This is a genomic window from Variovorax sp. W2I14 (assembly GCF_050435205.1).
GTDB lineage: Bacteria > Pseudomonadota > Gammaproteobacteria > Burkholderiales > Burkholderiaceae_C > Variovorax > Variovorax paradoxus_C.
Map to the genome: position 1 here is coordinate 1,928,708 of NZ_JBNDJX010000001.1, position 18,263 is coordinate 1,946,970.

The 18,263-nt window shown below is 69.9% G+C and carries 6 protein-coding genes; 3 read left to right on the plus strand and 3 right to left on the minus strand.

Going from position 1 to position 18,263, the window contains the following annotated elements:
- The first annotated feature begins 61 nt into the window (after positions 1–61).
- Entirely contained in the window at positions 62–802 is a 741-nt protein-coding gene (locus QF040_RS08995; RefSeq protein WP_429610747.1) for a TetR/AcrR family transcriptional regulator, read from the plus strand.
- On the opposite strand, the gene QF040_RS09000 is transcribed toward QF040_RS08995, so the two are convergent.
- From QF040_RS09000 to QF040_RS09010, 3 genes are all read right to left on the minus strand, one after another.
- Complete coding sequence (locus tag QF040_RS09000) at positions 783–2,756, minus strand: adenylate/guanylate cyclase domain-containing protein (protein WP_429610748.1); 1,974 nt, start codon at positions 2,754–2,756, stop codon at positions 783–785. The two genes, QF040_RS08995 and QF040_RS09000, sit on opposite strands and share 20 nt — an antisense overlap.
- A gap of 88 nt (positions 2,757–2,844) precedes the next feature.
- A complete protein-coding gene (locus QF040_RS09005) occupies positions 2,845–4,263 on the minus strand; it encodes a sigma-54-dependent transcriptional regulator (RefSeq protein WP_429610749.1) in 1,419 nt (472 codons plus the stop codon).
- A 250-nt stretch (positions 4,264–4,513) separates the two neighbouring features.
- Positions 4,514–5,398: a class I SAM-dependent methyltransferase gene (locus QF040_RS09010; RefSeq protein ID WP_429610750.1), complete on the minus strand. Its 885-nt coding sequence runs from the start codon at positions 5,396–5,398 to the stop codon at positions 4,514–4,516.
- A 513-nt stretch (positions 5,399–5,911) separates the two neighbouring features.
- Between QF040_RS09010 and QF040_RS09015 the strand changes: the two genes are divergently transcribed.
- Both QF040_RS09015 and QF040_RS09020 read left to right on the plus strand, forming a co-directional pair.
- Positions 5,912–13,213, plus strand: a complete 7,302-nt coding sequence (locus QF040_RS09015) for an amino acid adenylation domain-containing protein (protein WP_429610751.1) — start codon at positions 5,912–5,914, stop codon at positions 13,211–13,213.
- Entirely contained in the window at positions 13,210–18,261 is a 5,052-nt protein-coding gene (locus tag QF040_RS09020) for an amino acid adenylation domain-containing protein (RefSeq protein ID WP_429610752.1), read from the plus strand. The genes QF040_RS09015 and QF040_RS09020 overlap by 4 nt, the downstream gene beginning before the upstream one ends.
- Positions 18,262–18,263: the final 2 nt, after the last annotated feature.

An 18,263-nucleotide genomic window follows, 5' to 3' on the forward strand; every position in this document is an offset into this window, starting at 1 on the left:
CACTGCTCAATTAATAATGTTTATACAATCAATTAGCCCGCCGCACAACGCCATTTCCTCCATGAAAAAGACCGCTCCCGCGCCCAAACCCAAGACCGCCGGCCGCCCCACCGGCGGCGGCGGGCTCTCGAAACGGCTCATCGCCGAAGCCGCGCTCGCGCACATCGACGAATTCGGCCTGGGCGCCTTCAGCATGCGGGAGATCGCGGCCAAGCTCGGCGTGTATCCGGCGACGGTGCACTGGCACGTCAGCACGCGCGAGGCGCTGCTCGCCGAGGTCGCCGCGACGGTGATGGCGGAGGTCACGCCACCAACGGAATTGCTCTGGCAGGAATGGATCGCCGAACTGTTCCGCCGCTGCCGCGCCACGGTGCGTCGTCATCCGAACGTGGCGCAGCTGCTGGGCGCGCAGTTGGTGTCCAACGGCAGCCTGCAGACCGAACTGGTCGAAGGCGTGCTGGAAGCGCTGACGGAGGCCGGCTTCGAAGGCCAGTCGCTGCTGGAGGCCTACAACTGCGTGATCGCGGCGATGCTGGGTTTCCTGACGATGGAGTTCTCCCCCCTGCCCGCCGACAACACCCAGGCCTGGGCCGAGGAGCTTCGCGAGCGCGTCCACACCATCCGCCCGCTCGACCATCCGGTGCTCGCGCGCAACCTGCCGCTGCTCGCCAACAACGCCTTCATCGTGCGCTGGGACAACGGCACCACCGTGCCGCTGGACAGCAGCTTCGAGCGGCACATCCAGATCACCGTCGATGGGCTGGAGGCGTTCGCGCGCAGGGTCAAGGGTTCACGGCAGTAGCCCGGTCTGGCAAGTCCAGCAACTCGTACAGCACCATGCGCGTCTGCCGGCCGCGCAGTTCGATCGATTCCTCGATCCGCCGCGTGGCGAGTCGCCCGTCCAGCCCATCGAACGTCGCCTCCGAGATCAGCGTGCGCGTGCCCAGCTGCTTGTTCGTGCCCTCGATGCGGCTCGCCACGTTGACCACATCGCCCAGCACGGTGTAGGACAGCCGGTCGCTCGAACCGAGCACGCCCGCGATCACCACCCCGGTGTGGATGCCGATGCGCGTGCGGAACTCCTGCAGCCCCTCTTCCCGCCACTTGCGGTTGAGCGCCTTCATCTCCTCATGCAGGGCGAGCGAGGCGATGCAGGCCTGGTACTCCGCATCCGGCAGGTCGGCCGGCGCGCCCCAGAGCACCATGATCCCGTCGCCCATGAACTTGTCGACCACGCCGCCATGCCGTGCGAACACGCGCGTGGCGAGGTTGAAGTACTCGGTCAGCTGGCGCATCAGCACGCCGGCCTCCATCGACTCCGAGATGCTGGTGAAGCCTTCCACGTCGGTGAACATCGCGGTCACGCGGCGCGGCGAACCGTTGGGCGCGAGCGCATGGCCTTCGGCGACGAGCTGCTTGATCACATCCACCGGCACGAACTTGCTGAACGCCCGCAGGCTGCGCGCCGAATCGTCCAGCGCCTGGCTCAGGTTCTGGATCTCGAACACCCGGCTCGACTCGCGCGGCAGCGCGTCCAGTTCCAGCCGCCCGATGCGGCGCGCCGTGCGCGAGAGGTTCTCGATCGGCGCGGTCACCAGCTTCGACAGGCGCAGCGAAATGAAGAGCGACACGGCCAGGAAGCTCAGCGTCAGCAGCAGCGACCAGAGCAGGTTGCGGTGCAGCCCGCCGAGCAGCGCGTCTTCGGGCTCCCAGCTGACGAGCCGCCAGCCGGTGGACGGAATGCGTGATGTCTGCACCTGGTAGCGCGCCCCGCCGTGATCGAGCGTGAAGGCCATGTCTTCCGTCCAGCCCCTGCTGCCGCTGGCCAGCATGTGGGCGTGCAGCGCGCCGAGCACGCCGCCGTCGGGATCTTCCAGCACACGGACGAGGTGGGGGTTGTCGCTGCGCGCGATCACGTGATGGTCGGCGCTCAGCAAGGCGCTGTGGCCATGGCCCGTGCCGCCGAACAGGCGCACGAGGCTGGAGAGATGCCCGAGCGACACGCTGGCGGACACCACCAGCGTCTGCGTGCGGCCTTCGTCATCGCGCCGCCGGCTGGGCCGCGCGTGGCTGACGCCGAGTTCCTTCTCGGCGGGGAGCACGAAAGGCGATGTCCACACCGGGCGCTGCGCCTTCATCGCCTGGACGAAATCTTCGTCGCTCGTCGGGTCGTCGTCGCTGCGGAAGGACTCGACGCGGGTTGTCTCGTACCGTTGCCGCGGGTCTTCGTCGCCGTCGCCGTCGGGCGGCTGCTTGTATTCCCAGGTCTCGGTGCTGAAGTCGGCGTCGCGCAGCACCTGCCGCACCGCCGTCTCCGGGTAGCGCATCGCCATCAGCAGGTGCCCGTCGTCGCTGGCTACGTCGATGCTGTCGAGCTCGGGCGTCTGCTCCAGCGCAGCCCAGAGCAGCTCGGCGGTGCGGTCGCCGTCATGGCCTGCGGGATGCAGGCTGGGCGTGTGCGCGATGGCGCGCACCAGCGCCTCGGTCTTGTCGAGGAAGGCGAGCACATTGTCCTCGACGCGGTCGTGGTTGACCTTGTGCGCCGACTCGCCGACCTTGGAAACCAGCTGCTCCGCGCCCCAGTAGCCGAAGGCCACGAGCAGCATCGACTGGAGCAGCGCGACCGCGCAGATGATGGTGCCGACGTCGACCCGGAAGCGGCGCAGGCGTGCGCGGGGTGAAGAAGAAGAAGAAGAAGAAGAAGAAGGCGTGGGCGGTGCCTCTGCCGCGTCCGGGCGGCTCGAATCGTCTGTCATGTGCGCAGTCCTCTCTCGCGCTACATGGGCGCTTCTGTGGCGCCGATTCTCGCTGCGGTTCAGGCCGCGCCCGATGGCGCCGGAGCCTTCACACGCGGTACTCCTTCAGCCGGTTGTACAGCGTCTTCATGCTGATGCCGAGCACACCGGCCGTGCGTTCCTTGTTGCGCCCGCACCTCTCGTAGGTTGCGAGGATCACGCGCCGCTCCACGTCGGCGAGCGGCGTGCCGACCGCCACGACCAGATCGCCGCCGTCCGGCTCCAAGACACCGGGCGCGGTGTCGTCGAAGCCCGCCATCGTCGCGCGCGAAGATGGCGTCGCCTGCAGCCGCGGCGAGCGGGACGGCGCGGCAGCCGTGGTCGACAGCCATTCCTCCCCGATCTCGGTGCCGGTGCTCATGACCCATGCGCGCTGCACCGCGTTGCGCAGTTCGCGCACGTTGCCCGGCCAGGCGTAGGCGCGCAGCCACGCCAGCGCCGCCGGGCTGAAGCGCGATGCGCCGCCTTCGGCCAGGTGCAGTTCCTGCAGGAAGCTGTGGGCGATGAGCGGAATGTCGTCGCCGCGCTCGCGCAGCGGCGGCAGACCGATCGGAAAAACATGCAGCCGATAGAGCAGGTCTTCGCGCAGCTTGCCCCGCGTCATTGCCTCCACGGGGTCGCGGTTGGTCGCCGCGATCACGCGCACGTCGGTCTGCTGCATCTGCGTGGAGCCCACGCGCGTGAAGGTGCCGCTTTCCAGCACGCGCAGCAGCTTGGCCTGCAGCTCGATGGGCATCTCGGTCACTTCGTCCAGGAACAGCGTGCCGCCGTGCGCCCGCTCGAAGAAGCCCTGGTGCTGGCGCTCGGCGCCGGTGAAGCTGCCGCGCTCGTGGCCGAAGATCTCGCTCTCGATCAGGTGCGGCGAGAGCGCCGCGCAATTGACCGCCAGAAAGGGCTGGTCGCGCCGGCGGCTCAGGTCGTGCACGGCGCGCGCGACCAGTTCCTTTCCGGTGCCGCTCTCGCCATGGACGAACACGCTCACCGCGGTGCCGGCCACGCGCGTCATCTGGCGGTACACGCGCTGCATTTCCTTCGACCGCCCGATCAGGTGGCCGAAGCGCCCGGTTTCGCGCCAGCGGTCCTGCACCTCGTCCAGCTCCGCGCGCAACTGCGAGGGCGGGATCAGGCGCGACAGCAGGCCCTTGAGGTGTTGCGGGTTGATCGGCTTGACCAGGTAGTCGGCCGCCCGCAGGCGCAGCGCGCGAATGGAGGTCTCCAGGCTCGCCTGGCCCGTCATGAGCACCAGCACCGTGTCGCGAAGGAGCTCGGGATCGGCCAGCAGGTCGAACCCGCTGCCGTCGGGCAGATGCAGATCGAGCAGCAGCAGATCGGGCCGCTGCATGGCGATGAGGCGGCGGGCCGCCTCGATCGAATGGGCGCACATCACCATGTGGCCCTCGCGCACGACCAGCGCGGCGATCATTCGCGCCGCGTCTTCGTCGTCTTCAACAATCAGTGCATGACCCAAACGGTTTTCCCCCTGCGTTCCAGCTTTTTTTTACGGTGGTACCTCGCCCCTCCCGAACCCTGAGAGGCGATGGCCCGAAGCTGCGTACGAAGCCGCGCATCCAGCTTGTCAGCCATGATTACGCGCGAAGCAACTATTTAGTTTCTAAATTGAACTATTTTTTGCGTGTTTTGGGAATAGCACGGACGCAAGAAAGCCGTGCAGTGCCTTCAGGCATCTGCACGGCCGTTCGGCCAGTTACAGGCGTTAGCTAGGGCAGTTCAGGCGCCGGCGCGATGCGACGCGCTATGCACATGAGCGAAAGCGCGCTCGCGGCAGCCTTGGGATCGCGGCCCGACAGCAGGTTGCCCAGACGGTATTTCCATTGCGCGGGCCCCACTTGGCCCTTGAACGCATCGGCCCCGATCTGGTGGTTGTGCGCATGGACATCGACCTCGAAGCCCAGCGGCTCGAGCGTGGCCCTGAAGAATTCCGGCGTGACCCCATCGCCCGGCTTGTGATGGATTTCGGTACGCAGCCCCCACGTTTGCTGCGTGTCGGTCTTGTGGAAGCCGTGGCGAATCCACCGGTAGATCCACAGCCGAGCATCCCAAAGCAGCTTTGCGACGCCCTTGTAGTCCCAGGCGGTCAATTGCGGGTCGTGGTCGGTAATGAGCAATCCATTCGGCCGCACCAGCCGGGCGCCCTCGCGCAGCACCGCCGCCATGTCGTCGCAATGGTGCAGCGACGCATTGATGGCCACGATATCGGCAATGGCCGAGCGAAATGGCGTTTGCGCCGCATCGGCCAGCACCGCCGTGTAGCCGATGCGCGATGCCAATGCGAGCGAACCACCCGCCACATCCACGCCCAGCAGCATCCTGGGCTTGCCGCCCACGGTGGCAAAGACATTGCCGGGACCGCAGCCCAGATCGACCACGACCTTGCCCGTCCAATCGCCGCCGGCCGCCGCCAGCCAGCGGCTTCTGAAATGCGCATCGCGGTGGCAGGCGTCGAAATATTCCTGCGCCCACTCCCTGTTTCCGAAATAAAAGGCATTGGCCGACCGGCCTTCTGAATTGCCGTGGAGATCGGACTCCCAATAGCCTTCGGATTGCTTGAGAACAACATTGGGTAACAGGATGTCGTTGAGCATAAGCAGCTTTCGGAGTGGTTGCGGAATATCGCGCAAATACTGCATCGATTTTCGTTTTTTTTCAACTCCCCGGCATTGATCCTCGTCCGGTTACAGGATGGATTTCTGAATACAAATTCCATGGCCGCCGTTTACGCGCCCGCCTGGGACCTGTGGAGCCTCTGAAAAAGCCCATTTTTACGGGGCTGACTCTGGACTGCCGAGGCCAGCCGCGCTTCCGGGAAGGATTCCACCTTTCTATTGAAGGAGCGCGCCGACAACACCGATCAGTAAATTACGCCGTCAGTTTCACTGCAAATTATTCAAAATCATTATCTGGGTACCTCAAACACGGCGAATTGGGTAGTTGGCCTCTGAAATATATATATCTTAATGTAATAACCCATCGAAAGACCCACACGGCCACTTCGCCGAACTCCTAGGATCGCGACAAGCCGATCAGGTTCGGAGTTTTAGTTAAGTGGGCAATTTTAATTCAATAAATTATTTATTGAATTCCAGCTTGGTAATTAAATGAACACTCGATTCGCTTCGCCGTCGCCCGCAGCCGACGCCGCCCCGGCACCCTCGCTGGACGACCTGTTCGTTCCGCGGCGCGACGCCACCGACGAGCGGCTCGCCGCCACGCTGACGCTCGAAGCGGATTTCGCGCAGCGCTGGTTGGCGTCGCTGGACACCACGGGCTTCCTGCCCGACACGCTGTTCGACGGGGCGTGGCGACTCCTGCAGTCGCGCTGGCTCGGCGCGGAACCGGACGGCACGGCGGACAGGTGGCTCGCGCAGCTCGACAGTCAGCGCCGCGCGTCGCCGCACGACAGCGGGGGCGAGAGCGAGGGCGACCACGCCATCCGCCTGTCGCTGGACGCCCTTCCGGGGTACCCCGCCCGCCTGCAGCTCGACGCCGCGGCGACCCTCATGGACGCGGCCGCCGCCGACCGGCTGCTCGCCGCCATCGCCGACACCGCCGCCGACCTGCTGGCCCGGCCCGACGCGGCGCTGTGCAGCATCCGCACCCTGCCCGATGCCGACCGCCGCGAGCAGCTCGACGCGTGGAACACGCCGCCCGGCGCAATCGACCGCGCACTCACCGTGCCCACGATGTTCAGCCGCCAGGCCGCGGCCACGCCCGATGCGGTGGCGCTCGTCGAAGGCGACGAGGCCATGCGCTACGGCGAACTGGAGCGCCGCAGCGACCGCTTCGCGCAGCACCTGCGGCAGTCGGGCGTGCGGGCCGGCGACCACGTCGGGATGATGTTCGAGCGCTCGATGGACGCCGTCGTCGCCATGCTCGGCATCCTGAAGGCGGGCGCCGCCTACGTGCCGGTGCCGGCCGACTTTCCGGCCGAGCGCGTCGCCGGCATGCTCGGCCAGGCGGGAGCCGCGCGGGTGGTGGTGGCCGAGGCGCTGCGGCACCTCGTGCCCGCCGAAAGCGCCGTGGTGCTGCCCGGCGATCTCGATGACGCCACGGAGGGCGACGCGCATCGTGGCTCTGCGAATACCTCGCCCGACGCGCCTTCGATCGACGGCGAATCGGTCGCGTACGTGATGTACACCTCCGGCTCCACCGGAGTACCCAAGGGCATCGAGATCTGCCAGCGCGCGATCCTGCGGCTGGTGGTCGGCGTGGACTACGCCGAGTTCGCGCCCGGCCGCGCGGTGCTGCATGCGGCGCCGCTCGCCTTCGACGCCTCGACGCTCGAGATCTGGGGGCCGCTCCTGAACGGCGGGCGCTGCGTGATCCACGGCGAACGGGTTCCCACCGGCGCCGGCCTCGCGCACACCATCGCCCGGCACGAGGTGCACACGGCCTGGCTCACGGCAGGCTTGTTCAACGCGGTGGTCGATGGCGATCCGCAGCACCTCGCGGGCCTCGCGCACCTCTTCACCGGCGGCGAGGCGCTGTCGGTGGCGCATGTGCGGCGCGCGCTCGACGCCTTGCCCGGCCTCCTGCTCAGCAACGGCTACGGCCCGACCGAGTGCACGACCTTCGCGGCCACGCACCGCATCGACCCGGCGAGCCTCGCAAACGGGCTTCGCTCGGTGCCGCTCGGCCGCCCGATCAAGGACACGGTGCTGCGCGTGCTGAGCCCGTCGCTCGCGCTGCTGCCCAGCGGCCTCGTCGGCGAACTCTGCATCGGCGGGCACGGCCTTGCGCGCGGGTACCTCGGCCAGCCCGAACTCACCGCGGCGCGCTTCGTGCCCGATCCGTTCGGCGCGCCCGGCGAGCGGCTCTACCGCACCGGCGACCTCGCGCGCTGGCTGCCCGACGGAACGATCGAATTCATCGGCCGCATCGACGGGCAAGTGAAGATCCGCGGCCACCGCATCGAGACCGGCGAAATCGAAGCGGCGATCCTCGCGCACCCCGCGGTGCAGTCGTGCGCGGTGATCGCGAGGTCCGCGAGCGACGGCCAGCTGCGCCTCATCGCCTACCTCGTCGCGCGCTCGGAGCCGCTGTCATGGGACGCGCTGCGCACGCACCTCGCGGTGCGCCTGCCCGCGGCGATGCTGCCTTCGGCGCAGGTGTGGCTCACGCAGCTTCCGGTCACGCCCAACGGCAAGCTCGACCGCAAGGCGCTGCCCGAGCCCGCGGGCGAGCGCCCCGAACTCGCGCAGCCTTTCGAGGAAGCGCGCGACGCGCTCGAGGCTCAGGTGTGCGCCGCCTTCGCGCGCGCTTTGTGCATCGGCAAGGTCGGGCGCAACGACAACTTCTTCGACCTCGGCGGCAACTCGCTGCTGGTGCTGCAGGTACTCGCCGACCTGCAGCGCGACGCCGCACCGCACGCGCCACCGCTGTCGACCAACCTCTTCTTCCGGCATCCGACCCCGGCCGCCATCGCGGCGCAATTGCAGCCTGCCGCCGAGACAACTCACGCCCCGGCCGCGCGGACGGACACCACCCCATGCGCGCCGCGCGGCGGCGACGAGCCGATCGCGCTCATCGCGACCGCCGGCCGCTTTCCCGGTGCGAACGACGTCGAGCAGTTCTGGGACAACCTCGTCGCGGGTCGCGACTCCGTGAGCTTCTTCGACGACGCCACGCTCGATGCCGGCGTGAGCGAGGCGTTGCGCAGCGACCCGGCCTATGTGCGGGCGCGCGGCGTGATCGAGGGCATCGAGAACTTCGACGCCGCCTTCTTCGGCATCGGCCCGAAGGAAGCGACGCTCATGGACCCGCAGCACCGCGTGTTCCTGGAGATCTGCTGGGAGTGCCTGGAGCGCGCGGGCTACGTGCCCGACGAGGCGCCCGGCCCGGTGGGCGTGTACGCGGGCACGTACAACGCCACCTATTTCCAGCGCCACGTCGCCTCGCGCCCCGACCTCGTGGAAGCCGTCGGCGGATTCCAGGTGATGCTGGCCAACGAGAAGGACTACATCACCACCCGCGTGGCCAACCGCCTGAACCTGCGCGGGCCGGCGGTGAGCGTGAACACCGCGTGCTCGACCTCGCTGGTCGCGGTGGCGCAGGCCTTCCATGCGCTGCGCACCGGCCAGTGCTACATGGCGCTCGCGGGCGGCGCCTCGGTCACCTGCCCGCCGCGCAGCGGCTATCTCTACAACGAGGGCTCGATGCTCTCGCCCGACGGCCGCACGCGCAGCTTCGATGCGGAGGCGAAGGGCACGGTGTTCAGCGACGGTGCTGCCGTGGTGCTGCTCAAGCGCCTGTCCGATGCACAGGCCGATGGCGACACCATTTACGCCGTGCTGCGCAGCGCCTGTGTGAACAACGACGGCGGCGCCAAGGCCAGCTTCACCGCGCCCAGCGTGGACGGCCAGGCCGCGGTGATCCGCGCCGCGCTTGCTGCCGCCGACGTGGATGCGCAAAGCATCGGCTACGTCGAGGCGCACGGCACCGCCACGCCGATGGGCGACCCGATCGAGGTCGAGGCGCTGGCCGTCGCCTACGCCGAGCACACCGATGCGCGCGGCTACTGCACGCTCGGCTCGCTCAAGAGCAACGTGGGCCACATGGTCACGGCCGCGGGCGCCGCGGGGCTCATCAAGGCGGCGCTGTCGCTGCACCACGAGGTGACGGTGCCGACCGCGCACTTCCACGCGCCGAACCCGGCCATCGATTTCGCGCGCACGCCGTTCTACGTGAGCAACCAGTTGCAGCCCTGGCCGCGCGCCGACCTGCCGCGCCGCGCGGGCGTGAGTTCCTTCGGCGTCGGCGGCACCAATGCGCATGTGGTGCTCGAAGAGGCGCCGGCGCGCGCCGCGGCACCGTCTGCCGCGGCCGGCATCCATCTGCTGCCGCTGTCGGCCCGCTCGGAAGCCGCGCTCGCGGTGGCCACGGAACAGCTCGCGGCGCATCTGGAAGCGCACCCTGGTCTCGCGCTCGCCGACGCGGCCTTCACGCTCAGCGTCGGCCGCAAGGCACACGCCTTTCGCCGCGCCGTGGTCGCCGCCGATGCCACAAGAGCCATCGCTGCATTGCGAATGGACGATGCGCCGTGGCGCGTGAGCGGAAGCATCGCCGCTCGCGCGCCGCAGCCGGTGCTGATGTTCCCGGGCCAGGGCGCGCAGTACGCCGGCATGGGTCGGGCGCTGCACGCCAGCGATGCGGTGTTCGCCGCGGCCTTCTACGACTGCCTGCGCGCGCTCGAAGGCGTTACCGATTTCGATCTGCGCGAGCGCATGTTCGGCGACGACCCGCGCGCGCTCGCGCCCACCGCGGTCACGCAGCCCGCGCTCTTCACGCTCGAATACGCACTCGCGCGGCGGCTGCTGTCGCTGGGCCTGCGGCCGCATGCGCTCATCGGCCACAGCGTGGGCGAATTCGTCGCGGCCGTGATCGCCGGCGTGATGCGGCTCGACGACGCCGTCCGCCTTGTCGCCCGCCGCGGCGCTCTCATGCAGGCGATGCCCGCGGGGACGATGCTGTCGGTGCGGCTCGGCGCGGACGATCTCGACGCGCGCCTCACGGTCTGGCCGTCCGTCTCGCTCGCGGCGGACAACGCGCCCACCGCCTGCGTGGCCGCCGGCCCCGCCGACGCAATCGCGCAGATGCAGGCCGCGCTCGAAGCCGAAGGCATCGCCTGCCGCGCGCTGCAGACCTCGCACGCCTTTCATTCTTCGATGATGGACGGCGCGGTCGCGCCCTTCGAGGCGCTCGTGGGCGAGGTCGCGCTGCACGCACCGGCGATTCCGATCTTCTCGACGCTCACCGGCCGGCTGCTCGAAGACGCGGAGGCCACGAGCCCCGCCTACTGGGCCCGGCACCTGCGCGGCACGGTGCGCTTCTCGCCCGCGCTGCAGAGCGCGGCGGCGGCGGCCGCGCATCCGGTCTTCGTGGAGGTCGGCCCGCGCAACACGCTCGCCACGCTGGTGCGCCAGCACGGCGCCAAGTCGCTCGCGCTCGCGCCGGCACCAAAGAACGGCGTCACCGCCGTCCCGCTGCTGCACGGCGAGCCGGCCGACGAGGCCCGCACGCTGCGGCTCGCGGCCGCGCGCCTGTGGACCTGCGGCGCCGACATCGAACTCGCACGGCTGTCCGCCCGCGGCGGTGCGCGGCGCGTGTGCCTGCCCACCTATCCCTTCGAACGCAAGCGCCTCTGGGTCGACATCGCGCCCACGGCTTCGGCCACCGCGCCAGTTGCCTCGGCCGCGCCGACGCTGGCCGCCCTCGTTCCCGCGCTTGCCCCTGCTCTTTCCGTCCCACCTGTTTCATTGGAGCCGACCGTGACCGCTGCAGTGCCTTCGACCCATCCGCCCTCACCTTCCCTTCCTGGCGCGTCCCGCGCGCCCTCGGTGGACATGCGATTGCGGAGCTTGTTCGAGGACATCTCCGGCATCGACATGGCCGATGCCGCGGGCGAGGCCATGTTCGCCGAGCTCGGGCTGGATTCGCTCACGCTGACGCAGGCGGCCACGCAGATCAAGAAGACCTTCAAGGTCAACCTGAGCTTCCGACAGTTGATGGAGAGCTACCGCAGCTTCGACGCGCTTGCGGCGTTCCTGCGGCAGAGCCTGCCGCCTGAGGTCGAGGCCACGCCCGAGCCACTCGCGGCGGCCCCCGTGCAGTTGCCCGCCGTGCAGCCGATGGGGCAGACGGTGCAGATGGCCAGTTCGTTGCCCCCGCCTTCCACCGGTGCGGTGAACCAGCTGATTGCGCAGCAAATGGAATTGATGCGCCAGCAGCTCGCATTGCTGTCCGGCACCACCGCGGCGGTGGCGATGAGCGTGCCGACGGCGGTCTCGCTGCCCGTGCCGGTGCAGGCGCAGGAGGCATCGGCATCGGCCGATGCGCCGCGCGAACCCGTGCGATACGACGTCGCCAAGGCCTTCGGCGCCATCGCCCGCATCCACACCAAGGCCACGGCCGAGCCGAGCGCGCGGCAGAAGGCGCGGCTGGCCGCCTTCGTACGCCGCTACGTGGCGCGCACGCAGAACAGCAAGCGATTCACCGAGGACAACCGCGCCCACATGGCCGACCCGCGCGTGGTCAACGGCTTCCGCCCGCTCACGAAGGAGATCACTTATCAGATCGTGGTCGAGCGCTCCAAGGGCTCGAAGCTCTGGGACATCGACGGCAACGAATACGTCGATGCACTCAACGGCTTCGGCCTCAACCTGTTCGGCTGGCAGCCCGACTTCGTGCAGGAGGCGGTGAGAAAGCAGCTCGACGCGGGCTACGAGATCGGGCCGCAGCATCCGCTCGCGGCCGAGGTCACGCGCCTCTTGTGCGAGCTCACCGGCTGCGAGCGCGCGGGCCTGTGCAACACCGGCTCCGAAGCGGTGATGGCGGCGCTGCGCATCGCGCGCACCGTCACCGGCCGCGGCACGGTGGTGGTGTTCACCGGCTCCTACCACGGCACCTTCGACGAAGTGCTGGTGCGCGCCGGCAAGGGCGGCAAGGGCCTCTCGGCCGCACCCGGCGTGATGAGCGGCATGTTCGGCGACGTGCGCGTGCTCGACTACGGCACGCCCGAGGCGCTGGCCTTCATCCGCGAGAACGCCGAGGACCTGGCGGCCGTGCTGGTGGAGCCGGTGCAGAGCCGCCGCCCCGACTTCCAGCCGCGCGAGTTCGTGCAGGCACTGCGCGAGATCACCGCGCAAAGCGGCTGCTGCCTCATCTTCGACGAGGTCATCACCGGCTTTCGCACCGGCCTCGGCGGTGCGCAGGAACTCTTCGGCGTGCGCGCCGACCTCGCCACCTACGGCAAGGTGATCGGCGGCGGCTTTCCGGTCGGCGTGATCGCGGGCAAGCGGCCGTTCATGGACGCGCTCGATGGCGGCGCCTGGCAGTACGGCGACGACTCCATCCCGGGCGTGGGCGTCACCTACTTCGCGGGCACCTTCGTTCGGCATCCGCTCGCGCTGGCGGCGGCCAAGGCCTCGCTCGAACATCTGAAGGAAGCCGGCCCCGCGCTGCAGGCCGCGCTCGGCGCGAGCACCGCCGCCATGGCCGGCGAGCTCACCGCCTGGTGCGCGGAAGTCGGCGCGCCGATCGCCATTCGCCACTTCGCCTCGCTCTGGCGCGTGAACTGGCTCGAAGACCATCCGCTGCAGGACCTGCTCTTCGCCATGATGCGCAGCCGCGGGGTGCACATCCTGGACAACTTCCCGTGCTTCCTCACGACGGCGCACAGCCAGGAAGACATCGCCACGATCCAGCGCGCCTTCAAGGAATCGGTGGCCGAGATGCAGGAGTCGGGGTTCCTGCCGCGCCGCGCGCCGGCCGTGCATGCCTTCGATGTGCACAAGCCCACGGAGGAGGGCTCGATCCTCGCGCGCGATGTCGACGGCCAGCCCTTCTGGTACGTGCCGGGCACCCCTGAAGCGATCCAGATTCCCAACGGGCGGGCCGCATGAACGCCGTTCTTCGCCCCACCCCGGCCGCGATGGGCACGGCCGCCAATGTCGGCGCATTCGTCGAATGCGTGATTCCCACGACCGAATCGCAGCGCGAGGTCTGGCTCGGCGCGATGCTGGGCACCGAGGCATCGCTGGCCTACAACGACTCCGTGGTGCTGCGGCTGCGCGGCCCGGTGGACCGCCAGGCGATGGCACGCGCCGTGGCCCGGCTGGTCGAGCGCCACCAGTCGCTGCGCGCAACCATCTCGCCGGACGGCACGTGCATGCTGGTCGGCCAGGCGGCTCCCGACCCGCTCGTGCAGCGCGACCTCGCCCCGCTCGACCCCGAAGCCCGCGCGCTCGCCCTGCAGGACGCGCACGAAGCGGCGGTGAGCACACCGTTCCCGCTGGAGCGCGGACCGCTCTTCCGGGCCGAGCTCTACCGGCTCGGCGAAGGCGAGCACGAGCTGTTGATGTCGGCCCACCACGTGGTCTGCGACGGCTGGTCGTGGGCGGTGATCACCGAGCAGCTCGGCCACCTCTATGCCGAGCAGACCGGCGACGGCCTGCCGCTGAAGACCGCCCCCACCTTCGATGCCTTCGCCACCGAGGAAGCCGCCGACGCCGCGCGGCCCGAGATGCAGCAGCATGTGGACTACTGGCTCGAGCGCTTCTCGGGCGGCACGCTGCCCGTGCTCGACCTGCCGCTCGACCATCCGCGCCCCGCCGTGCGCACCTTCGCCTCGCGGCGCACCGAGCGGCTGCTGGAGCGGCGCCTGGTGGCCTCGCTGCGCACCATGAGCGCCCGGACCGGCAGCAGCCTCTTCGCGGGCCTGCTCGCCGGCTTCGCCGCCACGCTGCACCGGCTCACCGGCCAGGACGACATCGTGGTGGGCATTCCGGCCTCGGGCCAACTGGCGCGCGACATGCCCGGCCTCGTGGGCCACTGCGTGAACCTGCTGCCGCTGCGCCTGGCGGCGCCCGCCGACCTGCGCTTCGACACGCTCATGGGCGAATGCAGGACCGCCGTGCTCGACGCCTTCGAGCACCAGGCGCTCACCTACGGCGCGCTGCTGGGCAAGCTCTCGCTGCAGCGCGATGCGAGCCGCCAGCCGCTGGTGAGCGTGATGTTCAACGTCGACCCCGACGTGGCCGCGGGCGTGCAGACCTTCTCGGGCCTGAAGGTCGAGCAGGACACGGTGGCGCGCCGCCACGAGAACTTCGAGCTCTTCCTCAACCTGCGGCCGGTGGACGGCGGACTGCAGATCGAGGCCCAGTACAACACCGACCTCTACGACGAGGAGAGCGTGCAGCGCTGGCTCGACATGTTCGAGTGCGTGCTGCGCTCGGCCGTGCGCAGCCCCGCCGAGCCGATCGGCCGGCTGGAGGTGCTGTCGCCCGAAGCCGCGCGCGCGCTGGCCGCGCTGCAGCCGCCGCCCATTGCGGTGGAAGGCGCGCCGCTCGCGCACGCCGGCTTCGTGGCGCGCGCATTGCAGCACCCCGACCGCCCCGCGCTGCGCGACGGTGCGCGCACCTTCAGCTACGGCGATCTGGACGCGCGCTCCAACCGCCTGGCCCATGCGCTGCGCGCGCGCGGCATCGGCCGCGGCGAGTACGTGGGCCTGTGCCTGGAGCGCGGGCTGGACATGCTCGTGGCGGTGCTCGCGGTGCTGAAGTCGGGCGCGGCCTACGTGCCGCTCGACCCGGCCTTTCCGCAGGCGCGGCTGGACCACTACGCCACCGACGCCAGCCTCAGCCTGCTGGTGACCACCTCGGACATCGCCGCCGCGCCGCGCAAGTGGAACGCCGATGCGGGGTCGCGGCTGTTCGAACTCGACCGCGACACCGCATGGCTGCAGGCGCCTGCCGATGCGCTCGCGCCAGGCGTCTGCGATGCCCGGGCCGAGGACCCGGCCTACGTGATCTACACCTCGGGCTCCACCGGCCTGCCCAAGGGCGTGTGCGTGCCGCACGGCGCGGTCGCCAACCTGCTCGCCTCGATGCAGAAGGCGCCCGGCCTCGGTGCGGACGACCGGATCGCCGCGGTGACGACGCTTTCGTTCGACATCGCCGTGATCGAGCTGCTGCTGCCGCTCGCGGTGGGCGCCGAGGTGGTGATGGTCCAGCGCGAGACCGCCATGGACGGCAACAGCCTGCGCGCGCTGCTCGAGGCGGAAGCGGTCACCGTGCTGCAGGCCACGCCCGGCATGTGGCAGTTGCTGCTCGATGCGCAGTGGCCCGGCGCCAAAGGCTTTCGCGGCTGGATCGGCGGCGAGGCGGTGCGCGAACGGCTCGCGCTCGCGCTGCTCGATCGCTGCGCCGAACTCTGGAACGTGTACGGCCCGACCGAGACCACCGTGTGGTCGACCGCCTGGAACATGCAGCGCGACGTGGTGGCCTCGCGCGGCGTGTCGATCGGGCTTCCGATCGACAACACCGAGGTGTGGATCCTCGATACCAACCTGCAGCCCTGCCCCATCGGCGTGCCCGGCGAGATCTGCATCGCAGGCCTGGGCCTTTCGCTGGGCTACCACGAACGGGCCGAACTGACGGCCGAGCGCTTCGTCACCGCGCGCGTGCTGGGCCAGAACCGCAAGGTCTACCGCACCGGCGACCGCGGCCGCTGGCGCAACGACCGCCTGCTCGAACACCTCGGGCGACTCGACTTCCAGGTGAAAGTGCGCGGCTACCGCATAGAGGCCGGCGAGATCGAGGCCCGCTGCAACGAGGTCGCCGGCGTCTCGCGCAGCGTGGTGGTGGCGCGCGAAGACCGCCCGGGCGACGTGCGCCTGGTGGCCTACCTGGCGCTGGTGCCCGGCGCGGCGCTGGACCCGGCCGCGCTGATGCGGCACCTGCGCGAGCACCTGCCGGCGTTCATGCTGCCGCAGCACGTGGTCACGCTCAAGGCGCTGCCCACGCTGCCCAACGGCAAGCTCGACCGGGTGTCGCTGCCCGCGCCGGAGGCGCTGCCGCGCGACGAGGTGCGCCGCGGTGCCGGTCCGCGCAACGACGCCGAACGCACGGTGCTCGCGGCGATGGAGCAGGTGCTCAGCCTCCCCGGCCTGGACATGCAGGACGACTTCTTCACGATGGGCGGCCATTCGCTGCTGGCCGCGCGGCTGGCGACGCTTCTCGCCCGCGAGTTCAAGGTCGCGCTGCCGCTGCGCACGCTGTTCGAGGCACCCACCCCCGAGCGCCTGGCCGCGGCGATTGCCGGCCTGCAAGCCGCCGGCGCCGGCGTGCAGGCGCCCCTGGCCTGCCGCATCGACCGCACCAGCGCGCCGATGACGCCCTCGCAGGAGCGCATCCTCTTCATGGAACAGCTTCACCCGGGGCGCTCGGTCTACAACGTGCCCTCGGCGCAGCGGCTGACCGGTCCTTTCGATGCAGCGCGCTTCGAGGCGGCGCTATCGGAAATCATTCGCCGCCAGCCCGCGCTGCGCACCTGCGTGGGCACCGATCCGGCCACCGGGCAGCCGGTTCAATCGATTGCGCGGGCTGTGGATTTTTCGCTGCCGGTGATCGACCTGCGCGGCCTGCCCGCGGACCAGCGCGAGGCCGAACTGGCCGAGCGCATGCAGGAGCTCGCCGACCAGCCCATCGACCTGCGCCGCGCGCCGATGGCCCACGCGGCGCTGTTCCAGGTCGGCGACGACGACCACGCCTTCGTGTTCGTGCCGCACCACCTGGTGTGGGACGGCTGGTGCTTCGACCTGTTCCAGCGCGAGCTCACGGCGATCTACGACGCGGCCGAGCGCGGCCGTCCGCACGGGCTGCCGCCGCTGGAGACCACGCACGGCGACTACGCCGAATGGCTTGCCGGCTGGATGCGGGAGCCGGCCTTCGAGGAGCAGTTGGGCTTCTGGCGCCGCCGGCTGGCGAGCGGGCCGCCGCCGCGCCCGCCCCGGACCGACATGCCCCGCCGCGCGGGCAAGAGCGGCCAGGGCGGCACGCAGTGGATCCACATCGACCTGGCCACGACCGGACGGCTTCGCGAGATCGCGCGCGGCATGGAGGTGACGCTGAGCATGCTGACCTTCGGCCTCTATGCGCTCACCATGAGCCGGGTCATCGGCAGCGAAGCGGTCGTCATCGCGAACCCGGTGCGCGGGCGCCTGCAGCCCGAGACGGAAGACGTGATGGGCGTCTTCAACAACGTGCTGCCGGTGTCGCTGCGGGTCGATCTCGCCCAGTCGCTGCCGGACTTCATGCACTGCGTGAAGCAGGAGCTGCTCGCGCTCATGAACTGCCAGCAGGTGCCGTTCGAGCGGATGGTGGCCGGCGACAGCCTCGGCGGCCCGAACAGGAACGCCGGGGCCTACCAGTCGATGTTCTCGTTCCAGGATGCGCGCGAGCGCGCGCGGCACCTGGGCAGCCTGCAGACCCGCCAGATGCACCTGATGCAGCGCGGCGCCACCGACGACATCGGCGTGTGGCTGATGGACAAGCCGCACGGCCTGGAAGGCGCGCTGATCTACAACGCCGACATCTACCTGCGCGAGACCGGTGCGCAGCTGCGCGACCGCTACCTCGAGCTCCTGCACCGCGCGGCCGAGCGCCCCGCCGCCACGCTCGCCTACCTGGCCTCGGACGAGGGCTCCGCGAGCGCGGCCTACCTGCGCAAGCTGGCGGCCGACGAGCCGGAGCGGGCGGACAAGGCGCCCAAGCCCCTGGCCGATGCCGGCGGGCGCGCCGCGGCAGCGAGCCTGCTTGCGCCGGAGCAGGCGCCGCTCGCCCAGATCTGGGCCGGCGTGCTGGGCATCGACGTCAACGACATCCGCGCGAGCGACAACTTCTTCGACCTCGGCGGCGACTCCCTGCTCGTGCTGAATGCGGTCAAGCAGGCCGAGCAGACGCTGGGCTTGCGCGTGGAGATGCGGCGCTACCTGTTCGAGAACCTCGCGCAGATCGCGTCGCCGCGCAACGGCAACGGCAACGGCGGCAACGCTGCGGCCGACACGAAGCCGGGCGAACTGGCGGGCATGCCGGCCGTCCCGGCCGCGAGCGCATCGCGCGGCGAGAGCCTGCTGGGCCGCGCATTCGGCAGCTTGCTGCGCAGGGGGTGACG